This window comes from Stutzerimonas chloritidismutans (assembly GCF_038562055.1).
Lineage (GTDB): Bacteria > Pseudomonadota > Gammaproteobacteria > Pseudomonadales > Pseudomonadaceae > Stutzerimonas > Stutzerimonas chloritidismutans_A.
Map to the genome: position 1 here is coordinate 211,563 of NZ_JBCFXD010000004.1, position 20,519 is coordinate 232,081.

The 20,519-nt window shown below is 60.3% G+C and carries 13 protein-coding genes; 4 read left to right on the top strand and 9 right to left on the bottom strand.

Annotation, left to right across the window (positions count from 1 at the left end):
- The first annotated feature begins 7 nt into the window (after positions 1–7).
- Complete coding sequence (locus tag AAGW23_RS09150; protein ID WP_342406157.1) at positions 8–625, top strand: cysteine hydrolase family protein; 618 nt, start codon at positions 8–10, stop codon at positions 623–625.
- Positions 626–653: 28 nt separating this feature from the next.
- Here AAGW23_RS09150 and AAGW23_RS09155 read toward each other — a convergent pair whose 3' ends face one another.
- The 3 genes from AAGW23_RS09155 to AAGW23_RS09165 form a co-directional block, all read right to left on the bottom strand.
- A complete protein-coding gene (locus tag AAGW23_RS09155) occupies positions 654–830 on the bottom strand; it encodes a hypothetical protein (RefSeq protein ID WP_342406159.1) in 177 nt (58 codons plus the stop codon).
- A 45-nt stretch (positions 831–875) separates the two neighbouring features.
- On the bottom strand, positions 876–1,619 hold the full coding sequence (locus AAGW23_RS09160; RefSeq protein ID WP_342406161.1) for a Mut7-C RNAse domain-containing protein: 744 nt from the start codon (positions 1,617–1,619) through the stop codon (positions 876–878).
- Between the two features lie 78 nt (positions 1,620–1,697).
- Positions 1,698–2,480: a sulfite exporter TauE/SafE family protein gene (locus AAGW23_RS09165; RefSeq protein ID WP_342406162.1), complete on the bottom strand. Its 783-nt coding sequence runs from the start codon at positions 2,478–2,480 to the stop codon at positions 1,698–1,700.
- A 198-nt stretch (positions 2,481–2,678) separates the two neighbouring features.
- Here AAGW23_RS09165 and AAGW23_RS09170 point away from each other — a divergent pair, with 198 nt between their 5' ends.
- Positions 2,679–3,668 carry a ribonuclease Z gene (locus AAGW23_RS09170; RefSeq protein WP_342406163.1) on the top strand — a complete coding sequence of 330 codons (990 nt, stop codon included), beginning with the start codon at positions 2,679–2,681 and terminating at the stop codon, positions 3,666–3,668.
- Between the two features lie 136 nt (positions 3,669–3,804).
- Complete coding sequence (locus AAGW23_RS09175) at positions 3,805–5,922, top strand: TonB-dependent siderophore receptor (RefSeq protein ID WP_342406164.1); 2,118 nt, start codon at positions 3,805–3,807, stop codon at positions 5,920–5,922.
- A 139-nt stretch (positions 5,923–6,061) separates the two neighbouring features.
- Here AAGW23_RS09175 and hrpA read toward each other — a convergent pair whose 3' ends face one another.
- The 5 genes from hrpA to fadD2 all read right to left on the bottom strand — a co-directional run bounded on the left by hrpA (position 6,062) and on the right by fadD2 (position 17,640).
- Complete coding sequence (gene hrpA / locus AAGW23_RS09180) at positions 6,062–10,201, bottom strand: ATP-dependent RNA helicase HrpA (protein ID WP_342406165.1); 4,140 nt, start codon at positions 10,199–10,201, stop codon at positions 6,062–6,064.
- 115 nt (positions 10,202–10,316) lie between these two features.
- Positions 10,317–11,921 (bottom strand): M28 family metallopeptidase, encoded by a 1,605-nt coding sequence (locus AAGW23_RS09185; RefSeq protein ID WP_342406167.1) that lies wholly within the window; start codon positions 11,919–11,921, stop codon positions 10,317–10,319.
- Positions 11,922–12,184: 263 nt separating this feature from the next.
- Entirely contained in the window at positions 12,185–13,870 is a 1,686-nt protein-coding gene (locus tag AAGW23_RS09190) for a methyl-accepting chemotaxis protein (protein ID WP_342406168.1), read from the bottom strand.
- Between the two features lie 180 nt (positions 13,871–14,050).
- On the bottom strand, positions 14,051–15,739 hold the full coding sequence (fadD1, locus tag AAGW23_RS09195) for a long-chain-fatty-acid--CoA ligase FadD1 (RefSeq protein ID WP_342406169.1): 1,689 nt from the start codon (positions 15,737–15,739) through the stop codon (positions 14,051–14,053).
- A gap of 212 nt (positions 15,740–15,951) precedes the next feature.
- On the bottom strand, positions 15,952–17,640 hold the full coding sequence (gene fadD2, locus AAGW23_RS09200) for a long-chain-fatty-acid--CoA ligase FadD2 (protein ID WP_342406170.1): 1,689 nt from the start codon (positions 17,638–17,640) through the stop codon (positions 15,952–15,954).
- Positions 17,641–17,907: 267 nt separating this feature from the next.
- On the opposite strand from fadD2, the gene AAGW23_RS09205 reads away from it, so the two are divergent.
- Positions 17,908–18,378, top strand: a complete 471-nt coding sequence (locus tag AAGW23_RS09205; RefSeq protein WP_148924572.1) for a MaoC family dehydratase — start codon at positions 17,908–17,910, stop codon at positions 18,376–18,378.
- A gap of 129 nt (positions 18,379–18,507) precedes the next feature.
- On the opposite strand, the gene AAGW23_RS09210 is transcribed toward AAGW23_RS09205, so the two are convergent.
- Positions 18,508–20,496 (bottom strand): methyl-accepting chemotaxis protein, encoded by a 1,989-nt coding sequence (locus tag AAGW23_RS09210; RefSeq protein WP_342406171.1) that lies wholly within the window; start codon positions 20,494–20,496, stop codon positions 18,508–18,510.
- Between the last annotated feature and the right edge of the window lie 23 nt (positions 20,497–20,519).

The window sequence follows — 20,519 nt, forward strand, 5'->3', positions numbered from 1 at the left end:
AAGCACCATGAGCCCAAAGCGTGCCCTGATCGTTATTGACGTTCAAAACGAATATGTCACCGGCAACCTGCGTATCGAATACCCCGACGTGCAGCTGTCGCTGCGCAACATCGCTCGCGCCATGGACGCTGCACATGACGCGGGAATTCCGGTTGTCGTGATACAGCACCTGGCACCGGCGAGTTCACCGCTGTTCGCCCGCGGCAGTCAGCAGGCCGAGCTGCACCCGACGGTCGTCGAGCGACCATTCGATCTACACGTGGAAAAATCCCTGGCCAGTGCACTGGCGCAGACCGACCTTGGCGCCTGGTTGCGCGAGCTGCAAATCGACACCCTGACGGTGGTCGGCTACATGACCCACAATTGCGACGTCTCGACCGTGCTTCAGGCACATCATGAAGGCTGGAAGGTGGAGCTGCTGCACGACGCCAGTGGCTCGCTGCCCTACGAGAATGCGGCTGGCAAGGCCAGTGCCGAGGAAATTCATCGGGCTTTCACTGTGGTGATGAACACCGGTTTCGCGGCAGTGGTGACCACTGACGAGTGGCTACAGGCCGTGCGGGATGAGCAAGCGCTTTCACCCGACGCTATCTACCTGTCCAATCAACGCGCCGTGCAGCGCTGAAGGATTGAGCAGAGCTCCGCCGAGCCGGTCAGCCGGCCCGACGGCGGAGGCCCAGCCATAAAAGCACGCCACCTGTCGCCATGAAACCGGGCGCCATCCAGAGAAAGGTCTCAGCCTCCGAGGCAAGTCCAATCGCCAGGCAGGCAACTCCTGAAACAAGCAGTGGGATGGCGGGCGTGAGATAGGACATCTTGTGGGGTTGCATGGGCGCGGCTCCAGAGACTGAGACGACATTAACTGATACGAACCGCTAGTCAACGAGCGTCAGCGATTCGAGCAAGGCGCGCATGTCTTGCCAGTGCGTGCCCTCCCAGAAGATCTTGTCGCACTCACTGCAGCCCAGGAAGCGCTCATGGCGCGCCTGTACGCGCGGCGGGACGCGGTCGAGTATCGCCTGCCTGTCCACTTCATGCAGTCGCACATTGCAGCTCAAACACAAGCTGAAGGGTCGGGCATGGCTGGCCAGCTCGAGCCGAAGATAGAGTTCGCGCAGCTGACCTTGTGGTTTGAGCGCATGCACATAGCAGCCGTGCAGCACCACCCGGTGCATCAGCAGTGCGCGGTCACGGGTCAACAGCACTCGGCGCTCACGGTTGGCCAGCTCTGCCATGGCCGCATCTTCGAAGTGGTTGTCGTACAGCGTGTCGAACCCGGCCATACGCAGCAGCCGTGCCAGACCGCCGAGGTGGGCATCCGCCACAAAACGCGGCGGGCCGGGCGGCAAAGGCTGAGCGGTGGCTAAAGCACTGACGTCCAGCTGTTCGAACCTGGGATATACGGCAATGCGGTCACCCGCCTCGATGGGCCAGTCAAGACCAGCTTGCGCGCCGTTCACCAGGATCAGCGCCACTTCGGTATGCGGTACGCCGAGGGCTTCAATCATGTGTTTGGTGGTGGCGGATTTGGCGCAGGTACAGCGGAACGCCTGCCCACGGCGCTCGACCGGTAGGAAGGCATTCAACCTGGCATAGAAGCGAAACGTTGCAGTGGTCATGCTGTTCTGACGCCGCCCGGCGAGCCTGCTTAGCTACGCATCGCGGGGGCGCGCTCCACTCCCGAAGAAAGCGATAAGTCAGATCAGCTTATACCCGATCATCGCCAACATGACTGCCAGGCAAGGCCGCAATACCGCTTCAGGCACGCGACCGGCCAGGTTGCTTCCCAGGTAGATGCCCGGCAACGACCCCATCAGCAAGTAGGTCAGGATGGTCCAGTCCATGTTGCCCATGCTGGCGTGGCCCAGCCCGGCCACCAAGGTCAAAGGCACCGCGTGGGCGATCTCAGTGCCCACCAGTCGGCGGGTAGCGAGCAACGGGTAAAGGAAGAACAGCGCCACGGTGCCCAACGCGCCAGCGCCAATAGAGGTCAGCGTCACCATTGCGCCGAGCACCACGCCCACCACCACCGTCAGGATGTTGAGGCCCCGTGGTGAGAGCCGTGGGGTCGGACCTGAAAGGCGGGCAGCAAAGGCCACCAGGCGCTTTTTGAACAACACGGCCAGCGCCGTGAGCACCAGGACCACGCCCAACGACTGCTTGATCACAGCGTTGAGGCCTTCCTGATCACCGTGCAGGCCCTTGAGCAGCCATAGCATCAGTGCGGCTGCCGGCACGCTACCCAATGCCAGCCAGCCGATCAGGCGCCAGTCGATATTTCGCTGCTTCTGATGAACCCAGACGCCTCCCGCCTTGGTGACCGCGGCATAAAGCAAATCCGTACCAACAGCCGCAGCCGGATTGACACCGAACCACAACAGGATCGGCGTCATAAGCGAGCCGCCGCCAACGCCGGTCATGCCAACGATAAAGCCAACCAGCAGGCCGGCCACAATGAAGCCGATTACACCGAATTCCATCACGTGCTGTCCGATCGAGGCCCGCGGGGGCCGTGTCAAAGGCCAGCAGCATAACGGTCCTGACTAGCAATCCTTAATATAAGTTGGTGCTTTCTTAGTAGCTAAAAGATATATGCAAGACACCGCTGCGGTTGGCGCTGGTTTATCCAGCAGCACTCAGCCGCCATACTGACGCTACCACTATGCACGAGCATCTCCATGGATCTGATCTTCCTCGGTACCTCTTCCGGCACACCGACCAAGGCCCGCAATGTCAGCGGTGTAGCCCTACTGGAAGATCAGGGCAAGGGCTGGTATCTGGTCGACTGTGGCGAGGGCACGCAGCATCAATTGCTGCACACACCACTGACCCTTCACGGCCTGCGCGCGGTGTTTATCACCCATGTGCATGGCGATCACTGCTACGGTTTACCGGGCCTGCTCGCCAGTGCCGGAATGGCGCGGCGGCAGGAACCGCTGGAGATCATCGCCCCGAAGGCGATCGAAGGCTGGATCAGGGCCACGCTGGAAATGAGCCAGAGCTGGTTGCCCTATGAACTGCAATTTCATGCCACCGAGGCGCTCGATGGCTGGTCCAGTTCCCAGATGCGGGTCGAGGCTACCGCTCTTTCACATCGCGTCCCGAGCTGGGGATACAGCTTTACCGAAACCCGCCCGGACCCGAGCCTCGATATCGACAAGCTCGACCGCGACGGCATCCCGCGCGGCCCACTCTGGGGCGAGCTGATGCATGGCCGCGATGTTGCGTTCGAAGGCCGTACTCTGCTCAGCGAGGACTATCTCCTGTTCAACCGCGCACCGCGTCGTGTGGTGATCGCAGGCGATAACGACCGACCCGAACTGCTCCGCGACGCCTGCCAAGGCGCCCAATTACTGGTTCACGAAGCCACCTATACTCAGGCGATTGCCGAAGCCGGGAAAGCTGATTTCGGCCATAGCACAGCCGCGCAGGTCGCCACTTTCGCAGCGTCGGTCAAGCTGCCGCATCTGGTGCTGACGCACTTCAGTGCGCGGTATCAAGGCGCTTCGAGTCGAGGCTTATCGATTGAGGACATTCGAGAGGAAGCTGCAGGGCATTTTGGCGCGAACCTGATTTTGGCTGAGGATCTGCTGCGTATCAGCCTGGACAAGCATGGGCAGCTGCAACGGGTGGAAGGTATGAACAGCACGCGTGCGAAGCACCACTGAACCAGCCACCTGCGTTTAGTCTGGAATTACCGCCACCGAGTAAAGCAGAAGCACTACTACTGAATGATAAACCTTATCATTTACATTCAGTTTACATATCGCTATTGTCGCCTCCTCTTCCACTGGAGATGACACCGTGCCATCAAACGCAACCCGTCTATTGCCATTGCTCAGCCTGCTCGCCGCTCCGGCTTTGTATGCACAATCCGCCTCCCCGCTTGAACTTCCCGCTACCGCGGTGACCGGTGCCCGCGAAGAAGCCAGCTATAAGCCGGAAGCGAGCACGACTGCTCTGAAGATCGACGCCCCGCTGCGCGACATTCCGCAGTCGATCAACGTGGTGCCCCAAAGCGTGCTCAGGGATCAGGGTGCCGATTCTCTGGAAGACGCGCTTAAAAATGTTCCGGGCATCGGCCTGAGCAACGGCGACGGGCAACGCGATCAGGTCACTATCCGAGGCTTCAGCGCGATTGGCGACCAATACATCGATGGCATCCGCGATGACGCCCTTTACTACCGGGACATGTCGAATATCGAACGCGTGGAAGTGCTCAAGGGGCCTGCTGCTGTGCTCTACGGTCGCGGCTCCTCCGGCGGCCTGATCAACAGCGTGACGAAGAAGCCGACCTTCTCGCCAGAGCAGGAAGTGGGCGTCAGCTTCGACAGTGAAGGAAAGCGGCGCACACAATTCGATGCAGGCTGGGCGGATCAAGAACAGCAAAACAAGGCATTCCGGGTAACCGGCGCGCTGGAAGACAGCGACACTTTCCGCGAGGATGCCTTTCTGGAACGCAAGGCCCTGGCGCCGTCGGCCTATTTCCGCCTTTCCGACGACCTCGAAATCAACCTCGGCGCGTCGTATCTGTATGACAAACGTCTGATCGACTTCGGTATTCCCGCACTCAATGGCCGCCCCGTAGAGGTGGACCGTGACAAGCGCTTCGGTTCTGCCGATGCGAGTCAGGACTACACCCGCAGCGAGGTCTTCTCGCTGACAGCGGGCATTGATTACCGCATCAATGACGCCTTCACGCTGAGCAATACCAGCCGCTACTACCACTACGATCTGGACCGCAACAACACTCTGGCACACACCGACGCCAACCGCTTCGTTACCGCTCCGGACGGCAGCCTGCTGGTCAAGCTCAAGCGTGGCAACGTCCAGCGTAAGGAAGATGGCTGGTTCAACCAGACCGAGCTCAAGCAAAACGCGGTCTTTGCCGGCATGAACCATCAATTGCTCTACGGCGTTGAGTTTGGCCGCCAGGAAAAGGATCAGCAGTTCTACAACCAGAACGACGTCGCGCGGGTGCCCGTGTATGGCGATACGCTGCTGCCGGTGCCTTCCCAGGCCAATCAGAAGACGGGGGACGGCCTCAATACTCAGGAAACCACGGGCCTCTACGTCCAGGACCTGATCGAACTGTCGCCACACTGGAAAGCGCTGCTGGGCGTGCGCTACGACGAGTTCGACCAGTCCTTCCGCAATGACCTCGATAACAAGGCCGAACTGGAACGTACCGATTACACCCTCAGCCCGCGCGCGGGTCTGGTCTGGCAGCCGGATGACATGCAGTCCTACTACCTGTCGGTCAGCCGTTCCTATCAGCCGTCGGGCGAGATGTTCCAGGTCAGCACGACCAACGTTGAGCTGGACCCGGAAGAAACCACGAATTACGAGATCGGCGCCAAATGGAACCTGTTGCAGGACCGGCTCACGCTGACCGCAGCGGTATTCCGTCTAGAGCGTACCCAGATCAAAACTACCGATCCGGTCAACCCGGCCAAGCTGGTACTGGCGGGTGAGCAGCGCACCGACGGCTTCGAAGCCACCTTCATGGGTCAGGTCTCGGACAAGTGGCAGCTGTATGGTGGCTACGCCTTCCTGGATGCCGAAATCACCAAGTCGAACAGCAAGACCAACGGTGTCGACAACGAAGGTCAGGTCCCGACGCTCACGCCACGCCACAGCGCCAACCTGTGGGCGGTGCGCTCACTCGACACCAACTGGCGCGTCGGCATGGGCGCCAACTACGTCGGCAGCCGATACACCGCGCTGGACAACGATACCGAGCTACCCGGCTACACCACCGTCGACGCGGCGCTGTTCTATGAGCAACCCAAGTGGGATGCGGCACTGCGCCTGTTCAACGTGTTCGACAAGGAGTACTACGCCTCGGCCCACGGCTCGGTCGACCTGATCACCCCAGGCGCACCGCGCACGCTCGAGCTGAGCGCCAACTACCGTTTCTAAGAGGACTCAGTGGCTGAGATTAACGAGGCGCTTACCGATAAGCGCCTCGTTTCATTTTGTCGCCTGTATGACCGGCTGCCCTACCAGCCAGCTCAAGACGGCGATTCTGAAGAACAACTGAAGCTGTAACACTCAACAGTCAAGCCTCCACCTGACTCCACTGCTTGTTCAATCGTTTGTCCGACACCGCCATCTTCGTCCCCAGCTGCTGCGCCCAGAGCGATACGCGGTATTCCTCGAGCATCCAGCGGTAAGCCGTCAGTTCGGGGTCGCGTTTGCCTTCCTGCTGGTGCTTCTTCAGTCGCGCCTGGTACTGCTCCCAGTAACCGGCCAACTCGCCGGACCACACGCGGTCACGCTGAAGCTGAGCGCCGATCTTCTCGAAGCGTTGCTCGACAGCCTTGAGGTAGCGTGGATATTCCTTCAACCACTCACCCGGTGTTTCGCGCACGAAGCCCGGATAGACCAGATTGGCCAGCTGCGCCTTGATGTCGTTCAACGCCACCGCCTGAGCCAGGTCGATCTTGCCTTTGAAGCGTTTCTGCAGCCCGTGCCAGAGCTTGAGAATGTCCAGCGTCAGGCGCGCCAGCCGTTCGGCGTGCGCCGCCCAGTCGCCGCGTTTGCGCTCGGCCAGTGACGCCAGCGCCGCGCCGTCGCGGGGCAGCGGGGTTTCGCCGTCGAGGATGCAGCTGTCGAGGCTGGCCAGCAGGATGTCCTCGACCAGTGCATCGACCTTGCCCATATCGCGGTACAGCAGCGCCAGCTCGGTGAGGCCCGGCAGTTTGTTGCGCAGGTATTTCGCCGGCTCGGCCAGTTGTTGTAGCAGCAAGCGCTGCAAGGCGCGGCGATGTTGGAAGTCGGCCTCGGCCTGGGTCGGGAAACGTCCCTCCTTGACCACCCCAGCCTCCTCGACCAGTGCGGGATAGACCGTCATCGACAAGCCGGCCATCTTCGCCTGAGCCTTCTCGGCCACCTGAGCGAACCCTTTGGCCTCGACCGGTTTCTGTTCGGCCTTCTGCTGCGGCGGCACCAATGCGGCCTGGCTGGCTTCGCTGAAGCGTGCCGTCAGTTCGGCCAGATCACGGCCTTCACCGAGGAATTTCCCACGGGCGTCGACCACCTCGATGTTCATCTTCAGATGGCTTTCGAGCCCCACGGCCGCTTCCGACCAGGCATCGTCCGACACCCGGGCACCGGTCATGCGCAGCAGCTCACGGCCCAGCGCATCCGGCAGCGCGCCGTCAGCGAAGGTGATTTTCGAGAGCGCGGCCTTTACGAAGTCCGGCACCGGGACGAAGTTCTTGCGGATTGCCTTGGGCAGGTTGCGCACCAGTGCCACGGCCTTGGCCTCGATCAAGCCCGGCACCAGCCAGTCGAGCCGTTCGGCCCGCAGTTGCGGCAGCAGCGGCGCCGGTACTCGCAGCGTCACACCATCGCGCGGGTGGTTGGGCTCGAAGTGGTATTCAAGCGGCAGCTGCAGTTCGCCAATGCGCAGATGGTCTGGGTACTGCGCCGCGGTGACTTCGCTGGCGTCACGCGCCAGGACATCCTCATCGCGCATGACCAAGAGCTGCGGGTTCTTCTGACTTTCACGCTTGTACCAGGTCTCGAAGCTCGCGGTCTGGTAGATGTCCTGCGGCACACGCGCGTCGTAATACGCGAACAGCGTGTCCTCGTCGGCAATGATGTCGCGGCGACGGGCCTTGGCTTCCAGCTCGTCAAACAGCTCCAGCAGCTCGCGATTGGCGGTGAGCGCCTTGGCGCGACTGTGCATCTCGCCGCGCACTAGGCCCTCGCGTATAAACAGTTCACGCGCAGCGGCCTGATCGATGGGACCGAAGTGCACCGGCCGCCGCGCCACGACGATCATGCCGTACAGGGTGACCTGTTCAAAGGCGACCACCTGCCCGCGCTTCTTCTCCCAGTGCGGCTCGAAGTGGTTGGTCTTGGTCAGGTGCTTGGCCAGTGGCTCGATCCAGTCAGGCTCGATCTTCGCGACCATGCGCGCGAACAGCTTCGTAGTTTCGACAAGCTCCGCCGCCATGATCCAGTTGGGCTTCTTACGGCCGATGACACTGGACGGATGCACCCAGAAACGTCGCTGGCGCGCGCCGAGAAAGTCGCCCTCCTCGGTCTTGTGCCCGACCTGGCTGAGCAGCCCGGACAGAATCGCCTTGTGCACCGCCGCGTAGCTTTTGGCTTTCTGCGCGGCCTCGCTGGCTTCGGCTTGCTGGGCCAGTTTGACGTTGACCTTCTTGTCCTTCGTCAGAGCGGGTCTGTCCGTGGAAGAGGCTTCGCCTTCTTCCACCCTACTGAGATCCGCAGCTTGAGCGGACTTCGCATTGCGAGACTCGGCGTGCTGGCGATCCTGACGCTGCGATACCCGCTCATCCGCAGGCTGGCTGCCACGGTTCTGCGCGCTATCGTTGAGCTTCAGCTCCCGAACGATCAGCGTCAGCTGGCGATGCGCATCCCGCCACTCGCGAAGCCGCAGATAGTTGAGGAAGTTCTTCCGACACCAGGTGCGCAACGGGTTGGAACCGAGCGCCTGGCGCTGCTCCTCGAAACCGCGCCAAAGATTGATCAGCGCAGCGAAATCCGAGTCCGGATCCTTCCACTGCGCGTGGGCCTGGTCGGCCTGTTGCTGACGATCAGCCGGGCGCTCGCGCACATCCTGTACCGACAGCGCGCTGGCGACGATCAGCACTTCGGCTATGCTGCCCATCTTCGCCGCTTCCAGCAGCATGCGCCCGAGCCGTGGGTCGATGGGCAGGCGCGCCAGCTGTCGACCCAAGGGTGTCAGCTGGTTCTCGCGATTGACCGCAGACAGCTCCTGCAACAGGTTGAAGCCATCGCTGATGGCCTTGCCGTCCGGCGGCTCGATAAAGGGGAAGTCCTTGATCTGGCCGAGCCGCAGATGAAGCATCTGGAGAATGACGGCTGCAAGGTTGGTGCGCAGGATCTCCGGATCGGTAAATTCCGGTCGGCTTAGGAAATCCTCCTCGCTGTACAGTCTGATGCAGATCCCCGGCTCGACCCGCCCGCATCGCCCCTTGCGCTGGTTGGCGCTGGCCTGGGACACCGCCTCGATGGGCAGCCGCTGGACCTTGGCCCGGTAGCTGTAGCGACTGATACGCGCCGTACCCGAATCGATCACGTAGCGGATGCCTGGAACGGTCAACGAAGTTTCCGCGACGTTAGTGGCGAGCACGATCTTGCGGCCCGGTCGGGGCTGGAAGATCTTCTGCTGCTCGGCGGGCGTCAGCCGTGCGTACAGCGGCAGAACCTCGGTGAACTTCAGGTTGGCCTTGCGCAGCATCTCTGCGGCATCGCGAATCTCCCGTTCGCCTGGCAGGAAAACCAGCACGTCGCCGGGGCGCTTGCCGATGCTGCGCTCGTGGGCATCGATTTCGTCCAGCGCCGCCAGAATACCTTGATCGACGGTGAGATCATCCTCGACCCGGTTGCCGTCCTCATCGGTTTCCGCGGCCAGCGGGCGATACCAAGTCTCGACCGGAAAGGTACGACCCGAAACTTCGACGATCGGGGCGCCGTTGAAATGCTCGGAGAAGCGCTCCAGGTCGATGGTCGCCGAGGTGATGATGACCTTCAGGTCCGGCCGGCGCGGCAACAGCGTCTTGAGGTAGCCGAGCAGGAAGTCGATATTGAGGCTGCGTTCATGGGCCTCGTCGACAATGATGGTGTCGTAACGCTCGAGGAAACGGTCGTGCTGGGTTTCGGCCAGCAGAATGCCGTCGGTCATCAGCTTGATCAGCGAGCTGTCCTTGCTCTGGTCTTCGAAGCGCACCTGATAGCCCACCAGCTCACCCAGGGGCGTGCCAATCTCTTCGGCCACCCGTGTGGCGACGCTGCGTGCAGCCAACCGGCGCGGTTGGGTATGACCGATCAGCCCGTGCACGCCGCGGCCGATTTCCAGACAGATCTTCGGCAGCTGGGTGGTCTTGCCTGACCCGGTTTCGCCCGCAATCACCAGTACCTGGTGCTTTTCCAACGCCGCCTTGATTTCGTCGCGCTTGGCCGCAATCGGCAGGCTGTCGTCGTAGCGCATAACCGGCACACTCCGGCGCCGCGCTTCGACCTTGGCCGCTGAAGCCTGAAAGCGCTCAAGCCACTGAGCGAGGCGTTCTTCGTCAATCGCCGCGGCACCGGCCTTCTTGCGCAGGTCGTGCAGCTGACGACGCAAGCGATGGCGGTCGGCGTAGATGGCCTGATCGAGGTTTTTCAGCAGTTGTTCAGAGGTGGGCGTTGCGTCGGTCATGGACAGCCGTAAGCGATTTCGTGAAGGACGCGATTGTCGCAGATTTGCCCGGCTGGCCGTAAGGAAAGGGATTGGAGGAAGAACCGCGCCGGTGAACCGGCGCGGTGGTAGACGATCAACGGATCCAATGACCCCAGCGTGACTTCTCCTGTACCTGCTGGATGCGCATCGCACCGATGCTCTGCTCGGCCGCCGCCGCTATCTCGTCGTCGATCATCTTGGTCGACAGGGACAGCCAGCTGGTCGCGAAGGCCAACGCATCGCCGTGCAGCTCCAGCGCCTCGGTCGAGAGGTTGCTGAGGTCGTCGCATTCGTTGTGGTAACACGGATCGTACGCTTGTCCGGTCGCACCTCCGTAACGCTGCGCCTGCTCCTCGGTCTTGATGTCTTCAGCGCCGGTAAACAACCCGCCAAAAGCGATGCCGTCGTCAAAGAACTGCGCATAGTCCGAGCGGAAGTCGATTTCGGTGCCTTCGGATGGCGCGTTGCGCAGCTGGAAGTACGAGCGGAACAGACGTTCGATGGCACCTGAGCCGGGCGGGCCCTGCAGACCGAAATCGGAGCCGTCGCCGTCATAGATGAAGTTCGCGTAATTCGGCGAACCGATCATGTCGACGTTCAGGTAGGCCTTGATCTGCTGCTTTTCCTCCTCCGGCAACTGGTTGACGTAGTAGGTGGAGCCGACCAGGCCCGACTCCTCGGCCCCCCACCAGGCGAAGCGAACCTTGTTCAGCGGGTAGGCTCTGCTCATCAGCGTTGCCATTTCCAGCAGCGCCGCGCTGCCGGAACCGTTGTCATTGATGCCGGGCCCTTCAAATACCGAATCCAGGTGCGCGCCGACCATCACGACATTGTCAGGATCACCCCGCCGGGTCTCGGCCAGCACGTTGTAGGTTTCAGTCCGTTCGCGGACCACGTCGACGTCCATGCTTAGCTGCAACCCATTTGTCTGAGCCCAGGTCACGCCATTTTCATAGGTCGAGAACAGCACCGGGATGCCGCCCTCATAGTCCTCACCCAGTGTGGCAACCAAAAGCCCCTTACGGTCCTCGGTATCGCCTTGATTGAAGATGATCGCACCCGCTGCCCCTGCCGCAGCCGCGTTGGTGGCTTTCTGGCCGAACGCGCAAGCGCCGCGTTGCATCAGTGCAATGGCGCCAGCTGGAAAGCCTGCAAAATCTTCCGGTTCACATCCGCTGGTAGAGGTATTGCCGAGGCCGAGGGAAAGATCCACCGGAGCGACCGGCGCGGTTACGGTCCCGGGGTCAGTCTGATCGGCATAGGTGAAGTCTTCCTCCCAGGTGTACCGCACAGCCTGTGGCGCCACTGCAGCGAGTGAACCTGGCCCTTCCGGGTAGAACGCGAGGAAAGGGAAGGTCTGCACCCGTACTCGGTAACCGGCGCGCTCGAGCGTGGTGCGTACGTAATCAACCGATGCCTGATAACCAGGCTGACCGGACGCGCGATTGCCATTGTTCAGGGAGGCGATGTCCTGCAGCTTCTGCAGGTGCGTCATGATGTTACTCGCCTGCATACAGCGCGGCAGCCCGAGCGGCGTTCCTACCAGCAGCGGCGAGCGGCAGACCCGTGAGTCGGGCTTGCCAGGGCTCCAGTAATCATCAAACGCAGCGATGTCCGAGGTGGGCGCGGCGAGTGCTGCGGTGGAAGCCAGTAAAGCGAAAGAAGCAACTACCCGACGTGCATTGTTTTTCTTTTGCATGGGTAACTCATCCTTGCAACGAGATTGATGGGCAGGCCGCAAAATGGCGTGCGCCATCGTCCCCTACGGCATTAAGTGGACGCGGCCATAGGGGACTAGACCGGAACGCTTATATCCCGGTTCTTACTCTCGCGCCGGACGGCGCTACCTTCTGTCGCCTCGCTTGAACCTGTCTCGTCCGGGCCATGCGCAGGCCATGTCTAGGGGTGTGGAGTGCAGCAGCGCAGCAACGCAGCAGGCACGGAATCATTTGCTTGTTGCTCTTAAACCCGGAACTGTCCAACCAGTCCCTGCAGGCGTCCGCCTAGGCCATCGAGCTCACGTGCGGTCTGAGCACCTTCGGCCGCATCGCTGGCCACACCGTCCACCGCATCGGCGATGTGGTGCACGCTGCGGTTGATCTCTTCAGCCACAGCGGTCTGTTCTTCAGCTGCGCTGGCGATCTGGGCGTTCATCGAGTTGATGGTACCAATCAGCGCGGCGATGGCGTCCAGTGATTCGCCGGCCTGGTTGGCTTGCACCTGCGTTGCCTCGCCCTTCTCACTGGCGCGCCGCATGGTGCCTATAGTGTGCGAAGTTGCGCTCTGCAGACGGTCGATCATGTTTTGAATTTCACCGGTGCTCTGCTGGGTGCGGCTGGCGAGGGCCCGCACTTCGTCTGCTACTACGGCGAAGCCTCGCCCGGCTTCCCCGGCGCGGGCCGCTTCGATCGCCGCGTTCAGCGCCAGCAGGTTGGTTTGTTCGGCAATCGCACGGATCACATCCAGAACGCCGACGATACCCTCGACGTCCCGCTGGAGTCCTTCCAGCGAAGAACCACTGTCCCGTAGTTCGCCCACCAGCTCGTGAATCTGTTCAATGCTGCGGTCGACTATCTGCTTGGCAGCCAGGCCTTGCTGGTCGGTCTCCTGCGCGGCTTCTGCCGCCCGCTGCGCGCTCATGGCCACTTCGTGTGCAGCAGCCGACATTTCGTTGATCGCCGTGGCTACCTGGTCAGTCTCATGCCGCTGATCAGCCATGGCTTGTTCCGAGCGCTGCGCCTGGCTGGCCACCGCGCCTACCAGTCCGGTCAGCTGAGTGGTGGTGCCTGCAACCTGCTGCACCAGCGTATGGATCTTCTCAACGAAACGATTGAAGGATCCGGCCAGCTCGCCCAGCTCGTCCTTACTGGTCACCGGCAAACGATGGGTTAGATCGCCGTCCCCGGCGGCCATATCATCCAGATTGCGCTTGACCAACAGCAGTGGCCTCAGGATCGCATTGCTCATGAACAGCGCCAGCCCGGCAATCAGCACCAGCAGTGCGACAGCTGAGCCCAGCATGATCGTCGTCATGCGATCGATCCGTTGTTGAAAAGCCACACGCGCCGCCTGCACGTCACGTTCTACACCGTCGAGATTCAAAGAGGTACCGAACGCCAGGTTCCATTTCGGCAGGTATTCGGCATAGCCGATCTTTGGCACTACGGCTTTGCTATCCGGCATCTCGAAGCTGTAGTCGACCAAATGAGAGCCACCCTGGCCAGCCTTGACCAGCTCACGAATCGCAAATACGCCGTTGGGATCCTTGTAATCCGAAAAGCTCTGTCCGATCTTTTCGCGAGTATCGCCCTGAAAAACCCTCACTGACTGATCGTCATAGCCCCAGAAATAACCATCGGTGCCATATGAAAGTCGCTCGAGGAGGCTGACTGCTTCGGCTCTCGCTGTCATGTCCCCGTCGGCGGAACGCTCGTAGAGGGCACCAATTGCGTTGCGCGCCACTTCGACATAATGCTGGAGTTCGGCGCGACGATCTCGGGTCAGGCTTTCACGGACGTTGCTTTCCTGCTGCTGTGCCAGGTCGCGTAATTCGTAGACTGCGATGCCACTTAGCATCACGGCCAGCACCAGTGTCGGCACCACCCCCAACAGCAGCAGCTTCACTCGTAATCGAAGACTAGCAATCATGCTCTTTGACCCTACTTTTCACATGGATTAATACCACCATCGTGACAAGTAGAACGCACTCCAGACAGCAGCCAAAGGTCGCATGTAAAGGAGTTAACAAAACCGATTGTTACGTTGAGCGGTAGTCATGTAGAAATGCAAAAGCCCCGACAGAGCGGGGCTTTTGCATACCAGTAATGGTTATTTCTTTCCGAGTTTTCTGAGCTCTTCGTCGCGGAGTTCACGACGCAGGATCTTGCCAACATTGGTGGTCGGCAAGCTGTCGCGGAACTCGACGGTCTTGGGTCGTTTGTAACCGGTGACGTTGTCGTGCATGTGCTGCATGACCTGTTCCTTGGTCAGGCTTTCGCCCGGCTTGACCACAACAAAGAGCTTGATCGCCTCGCCCGACTTCTCATCCGGCACCCCTATGGCGGCGCACTGCAGCACGCCTGGTAGGGTTGCGAGCACGTCTTCCAGTTCATTGGGATAGACGTTGAAACCTGAGACCAGAATCATGTCTTTCTTGCGATCGACAATACGCATGTAGCCATCGTCCTGGATGATGCCGATGTCGCCCGTCTTCAACCAACCTTCAGCATCCAGGATTTCATCGGTGGCTTCCTGACGCTGCCAGTAGCCCTTCATGACCTGAGGGCCTTTGACGCAGAGTTCGCCGATAGCGCCCATGGGCAGGTCGTTGCCCTCGTCGTCGATGACTTTGCACAATGTCGACGGCATCGGAATGCCGATGGTGCCGATCTGAATGCCACCGAACGGGTTGACCGAGACCACTGGACTGGTTTCGGTCATACCGAACCCTTCACAGATTTCGCACCCGGTAACCTGCTGCCAACGCTCAGCCGCTGCTAATTGCAGTGCCATACCGCCGGAGAAGGTAGCTTTCAGTGAAGAGAAATCGAGCTTGCGGAAGTCTTCGTTGTTGCACAGCGCCACAAACAGGGTATTGAGGCCGACAAAACCAGTGAAACGGTATTTGCCGAGGTCCTTGACGAAAGTCGGCAGGTCGCGCGGGTTGGTGATCAGTACGTTGTGCGCACCGATCAGCATCATGGTCATGCAGTGAAAGGTAAACGCGTATATGTGGTAAAGCGGCAGCGGCGCGACCATCGTTTCGCAGCCGTTGCCCAGCTCCGAGCCCATGAGGGCGCGACACTGCAGCATGTTGGCGACGATGTTGCGGTGGGTCAGCATTGCACCCTTGGCCACGCCTGTCGTACCGCCGGTATATTGCAGAACCGCCACATCTTCACTGGCCGGATTGGCTTCGCGCGCCACCTTGCCACGGCCCAGCGCCATGGCATCGGTGAACTTGACCGCTTTCGGCAAGTTGTAAGCCGGCACCATTTTCTTCACATGCTTGACCACGGCGTTAACCAGCATGCGCTTGACGGTTGGCAGCATATCGCCAACCTCAGTCACTACGACGTGCCGGATGCCTGTCTTCGGCAGCACTTCTTCTGCCAGATGAGCCATATTGGCCAGGCAGACCAGCCCCTTGGCGCCGGAATCGTTGAACTGGTGCTCCATCTCCCGCGCCGTATAGAGCGGGTTGGTATTGACCACCACAAGCCCAGCGCGCATGGCGCCAAATACGACGATGGGATACTGGAGCACGTTGGGGAGCTGGACCGCAATGCGATCGCCGGGCTGCAGATCGGTGTTTTGCTGGAGATAAGCTGCAAATTCACCAGACAGTTTGTACAGCTCACCGTAGGTTAGGGTCTTGCCGAGGTTGCTGAAGGCAGGCTTGTCTGCGAATTGCTCACAGGACTGTTTGAGCACAGCCTGAATGTTCTGGTACTCACCGGGATTAATCTCGCTGTTGACCCCGACAGGATACTTATCCTTCCAGAAGTTATCGGTCATGTAACCCCACTCCTAAGCGACAGCTTTACTGCATATAGCAGCTGTTTTGTTGTGTTTTGTTAATTTTTGTACGGAACTTCCGCCCAAAAAGTGGATTCGAGGTTAGCAGTTTTGGAACTGGCCGAACAGTGTCCATCCTGAGCAAAAAGGGCACAAAGTGACCGATCACTATTAATCGGTCACTTCGAGAGCAATGTCAGATATCGCTCGGATCAGGCCTGATCGCGCAATTCCCGCCGCAGAATTTTGCCCACCGGAGTCATTGGCAGCGAATCGCGGAATACGATTTGGCGAGGCACCTTGTAGCCAGTGAAATTCTCTCTGCAATAAGCCTTCAGCTCATCGATGGTCAGGCTGGCATCGCTGCGCACGGCGAACAGCTTCACGGCTTCACCGGACTTCTCGTCGGTCACGCCAATCACTGCGCAGGCCGCCACCTTCGGATGCGCCATGACCACATCTTCGATCTCGTTGGGGTAGACGTTGAAGCCGGACACGATGATCAGGTCCTTCTTGCGATCGACGATGCGAACAAAGCCATCCGCATCGATCACCGCGACGTCACCGGTCTTGAGCCAGCCTTCGGTATCCAGCACTTCGGCGGTGGCGTCGGGACGCTGCCAGTAGCCCTTCATGACCTGAGGACCTTTGACGCACAGCTCACCGCGCTCACCGAGCGGGAGTTCGCTGCCGTCATCGTCGATTACTTTCAACGTCGTGCCGGGCACTGGCAAGCCGACAGTCCCCAACCGCGAACCGTCACCGTGGGGATTGGCGCAGACCACGGGTGAGGTTTCGGTCAAGCCATAGCCTTCAGTCACAGTGACGCCAGTCATGCTTTTCCAGCGCTCGGCCACCGCGGAAACCAGCGCCGTACCACCTGAGTTGGTGCCCTTCAGCGAGGTGAAATTGATTTTCTTGAATTCAGGGTGCGACATGAGCGCGACGAACAGCGTGTTCAGGCCGAGGAAAGCGGTGAACTGCCACTTCTGCAGTTCCTTGACGAAACCATCGATGTCGCGAGGGTTGGTGATCAACACGTTATGGTTGCCGGTCACCATCATGCACATGCAGTTAACTGTGAAGGCATAGATGTGATACAGCGGCAGCGGCGCGATCATGATCTCCTGCCCTTCCTTGATGATCGTGTGCCCCTGCTCGTCCAGCTGCTGCATGTTGGCGTGGACCTGCTGCATATTGGCGACCAGATTGCCGTGCGTTAGCATGGCGCCTTTAGCCACGCCAGTCGTCCCGCCGGTGTATTGCAGGACCGCAACATCGTCCAGCGTCAGCGAGACCGGTTTGAGCCCGTGTCGCGCGCCATCACGCAGCACCTGCTTGAACGACACGGACTGCGGCAGGCTGTACGCCGGCACCATCTTTTTCACATGCTTGACCGCAGCGTTGACCAGCAGCCCCTTGAGCGACGGCAACATGTCGCCGATACGCGCCTCGATGAGGACCTTGATGTCTGTATCGGGCACCACCTCCTGTACCAGCTTGCCGAAGGTATTCAGGTATACCAGCGCTCGCGCACCGGAATCCTTGAACTGGTGACGCATCTCCCGCGCGGTATACAGCGGGTTGGTGTTGACCACGATCAGCCCGGCGCGCAGAGCACCGAAGACAGCAATAGGGTATTGCAGCAGGTTGGGCATCTGCACCGCGATGCGATCGCCAGGTTGCAGGTCAGTGTGGTTCTGCAGCCAGGCCGCAAAAGCCGCTGAGTAACGCTCCAGGTCCGCATAGGTCAGCGTCACGCCCATGTTGCTGAATGCGGGACGGTCTGCATGTGTCTTGCAAGAGCGCTCGAATACTTCCACAACTGAGCGAAAGCCACCCATATCCACGTTGTTAGGCACACCGGCGGGGCGTTTGTCATTCCAGAAGTCAGGTTGCATTGTTATTGGCCTCTATACCTGAGAGTGTCTGACCCACTCGCGGCGGGCTGTGGCGAACTTAACAGCTCCACTGTGCGGTGCAATAGCGAGGCGGGTGTAATCAGTGATGTGAATCTCCGGCCACTGCAACAGACCACCAGGCACGGGACAACCCCATCGCAGCGCTCTAGAATGCAGCCACTCGGGCGCCTGCTAGGGCGCGCCTTTCGCTCGACGGACCTTATTGCGGCCGGTTCCGTCGTTATATCCGCATTCAGAGGTCTACGCATGAGTACGCTGAGCAACACTCCCTACGCTGATCTGGAAGTTGGCCAGAAGGCCTCCTATAGCAAGACCGTGGAAGAACGTGACATTCAACTGTTCGCCGCCATGTCGGGGGACCACAACCCGGTTCACCTGGACGCTGAATTCGCCGCTTCGACAATCTTCCGTGAGCGCATCGCCCATGGCATGTTTAGTGGCGCCTTGATCAGCGCAGCCGTGGCATGCGAGCTGCCTGGGCCGGGCACCATCTATCTCGGCCAGACGATGCGCTTCGCCCTGCCGGTCAAGCTTGGCGATACCCTGACCGTGCGTTTGGAAATCCTTGAAAAGCTGCCCAAGTTTCGCGTTCGCATCGCCACGCAGGTATTCAACCAGCGCGACGAGATGGTCGTGGACGGCGAAGCCGAAATACTTGCCCCCCGCAAGGCACAGACCGTCGAGATCAAAGCCCTGCCGCCGGTCAGCATCGGCTGAGAACGAAGCGATGCGGGCCCGGACCAATACCACCCCTGCATCACCGGATGCTGTCACCGTGATCGGGCGGTGACAGATAGCCCTGTCGGCCACGGTTCCAACATGGACGCCTGACAGACCGCCACCAGATCACTTCATTTTGAACTGCCCGATCAACCCGTGCAGCTCTCGCGTCATGCTGACGACCTCCCCGCTCACAGCCACGGTATGGCTGGCTTCGGTCGCATTGGCTTCACTCAGACTCTTGATAGCCAGTGTGTTGCGTTCGACGTTTTCCACAACGATCGCTTGCTGTTCCGCCGCAGAGGCGATCTGAGTGTTGTGATCGATGATAAGCCCCATGCTTTCGGTGATGCCCTCAAAGATCGCCGCGGTGCGGGTCACTTCTTCCACAGTTTCGGACGCATTGCAGTGGCTGGCCTGGATGATGCGCACGGCATCGCTAACCTGCTGCTGCAAGCGACCGATGGTGGCGTAGATTTCGCCGGTCAGGGCGTGGGAGCGCTGCGCCAGGCTTCGCACCTCATCGGCCACCACAGCGAAGCCACGTCCTTGATCGCCGGCTCTGGCCGCCTCGATGGCAGCGTTCAACGCCAACAGATTGGTCTGCTCGGCGATGGTCTTGATGACGTCGACAGCTTTGGCGATCTCGCTGCTCTCCTGTTCGACTGAGGTGATCGCTACGAGCGACTGATCCATCTCGCCGAACAGTCGATTGATCTGACGTACTGCGAGTTCGATCTGCACTCTCCCGTCACGGCACTGGTCGCCAGCCCGGTTCGCTTTTTCTGCCGTAGTCAGCGAGTTGCTACTGACCTCCTGGACGCTGCTGACGAGCTCGCTGATGGCGCTGGCCATCAGCTCGAGCTCGGCGGCCTGATGGGCGATGGCCTGCTGGCTGTCGATCGCACTGGTATTCAAGCGCTCGGCCTTGCCGGAGGTCGACGCAGAAAACCGCGCCACTTCACTGATCAGCTCGCGAATGCGGGTCTGCATGCGATTGAAGTCCTGCGCCAGGTCGCCAAGTTCATCGCGAGCGCGAGTCTGGATGTCATGCCTCAGGTCACCCTCGGAAAGCTGCCGTGTGCCATCACCAATGACTTTGATGGCACCACGCACGGACAGATAAAAACCCGCAAACAGATAAAGAGTGAAAAGCACCACCACCAGCAACGCCGCTGCCCAGCTGTACAGGCTGGTACGCTCGTTCGCCAGATGCTCGGCGATTTGCTGGCGCACCGTGCTGAACAGGCTGAGCGAAGCTTGGTCAAGCAATCTGGCGACGTCATCGTAGCGGGCGAAATCATCCGCCCACAGCTGCACGCTGTCGCTGCCGAAGAAGCGCGAACGGGTATAGGGCTCGGTGACCGCTGCATAGGTCTGCGCCAGCGTTTCCGACGCCACAGCCATTTGCTGCGCGACCGCTCCGGGACCAGGCTCGGCGACCGCCATGGCTGCGATTTCGCTGCCAAGGTTGATCACGGACGGCCTGGTTGCCGACTCCAGGTAGCCGTAAGCCTTCAAGTAGGCGCTGTAAGCGCCGGCCTGGGCCAGCTTTTGGTGAAGCGGGAGGATACGATTGAGCAGGCGGTCCATTTCGCTGAACACCAGCGGATCCTGATCCTGTGCCAGGTGGGCACGGGCACTGATCGCTTTCATAGCTTCGACATGCCTGAGCACCGGCGCGCCGTGATACATGAACAAGGTGTCGACGGCCGTGCCGCGTTCGAACTTCATCTCCTCAGCCCTGGCAGTAGGATGCGCCGCCAGCTCGCTAAAGCCATTGGCGCTCAGCCAGTGATTGAATTCGCTTGCCTGTTCCTCGTAGATTCGGCCCTGCTGAGCTATTGCCTCGCTGACGTCAGGCTTGTCGCGCGCCTGACGGACCACCTGCAAAGCAGCCACGCGCCACGCCGCCTGCTGAACGGTCAAATAGCGCTCAAGCGCCTCGAGCCCGACCTGCTCCTGCTCAAGCGCATCGATAGAGCGATATATCCCGGACAGCTTGTCGCTGGATAACCAACAGTACGGCAGCATGAACACAGCCAGGATGATGATGAACTTCTGGGCGTAACGCGCCCTAGACATCAGAGACAAAACCGGGGCGAAAAAAAACATGGGATTCCTCTGCGTGCCGCCGA

Excerpts from the sequence above, each read along its gene's own strand:
- AAGW23_RS09160 (WP_342406161.1), bottom strand. The coding sequence starts at position 1,619 with ATGACCACTGCAACGTTTCGCTTCTATGCCAGGTTGAATGCCTTCCTA.
- fadD1 (WP_342406169.1), bottom strand. The coding sequence starts at position 15,739 with ATGACCGATAACTTCTGGAAGGATAAGTATCCTGTCGGGGTCAACAGC.
- AAGW23_RS09165 (WP_342406162.1), bottom strand. The coding sequence starts at position 2,480 with ATGGAATTCGGTGTAATCGGCTTCATTGTGGCCGGCCTGCTGGTTGGC.
- fadD2 (WP_342406170.1), bottom strand. The coding sequence starts at position 17,640 with ATGCAACCTGACTTCTGGAATGACAAACGCCCCGCCGGTGTGCCTAAC.
- hrpA (WP_342406165.1), bottom strand. The coding sequence starts at position 10,201 with ATGACCGACGCAACGCCCACCTCTGAACAACTGCTGAAAAACCTCGAT.
- AAGW23_RS09205 (WP_148924572.1), top strand. The coding sequence starts at position 17,908 with ATGAGTACGCTGAGCAACACTCCCTACGCTGATCTGGAAGTTGGCCAG.
- AAGW23_RS09210 (WP_342406171.1), bottom strand. The coding sequence starts at position 20,496 with ATGTTTTTTTTCGCCCCGGTTTTGTCTCTGATGTCTAGGGCGCGTTAC.
- AAGW23_RS09155 (WP_342406159.1), bottom strand. The coding sequence starts at position 830 with ATGCAACCCCACAAGATGTCCTATCTCACGCCCGCCATCCCACTGCTT.
- AAGW23_RS09170 (WP_342406163.1), top strand. The coding sequence starts at position 2,679 with ATGGATCTGATCTTCCTCGGTACCTCTTCCGGCACACCGACCAAGGCC.
- AAGW23_RS09185 (WP_342406167.1), bottom strand. The coding sequence starts at position 11,921 with ATGCAAAAGAAAAACAATGCACGTCGGGTAGTTGCTTCTTTCGCTTTA.
- AAGW23_RS09150 (WP_342406157.1), top strand. The coding sequence starts at position 8 with ATGAGCCCAAAGCGTGCCCTGATCGTTATTGACGTTCAAAACGAATAT.
- AAGW23_RS09190 (WP_342406168.1), bottom strand. The coding sequence starts at position 13,870 with ATGATTGCTAGTCTTCGATTACGAGTGAAGCTGCTGCTGTTGGGGGTG.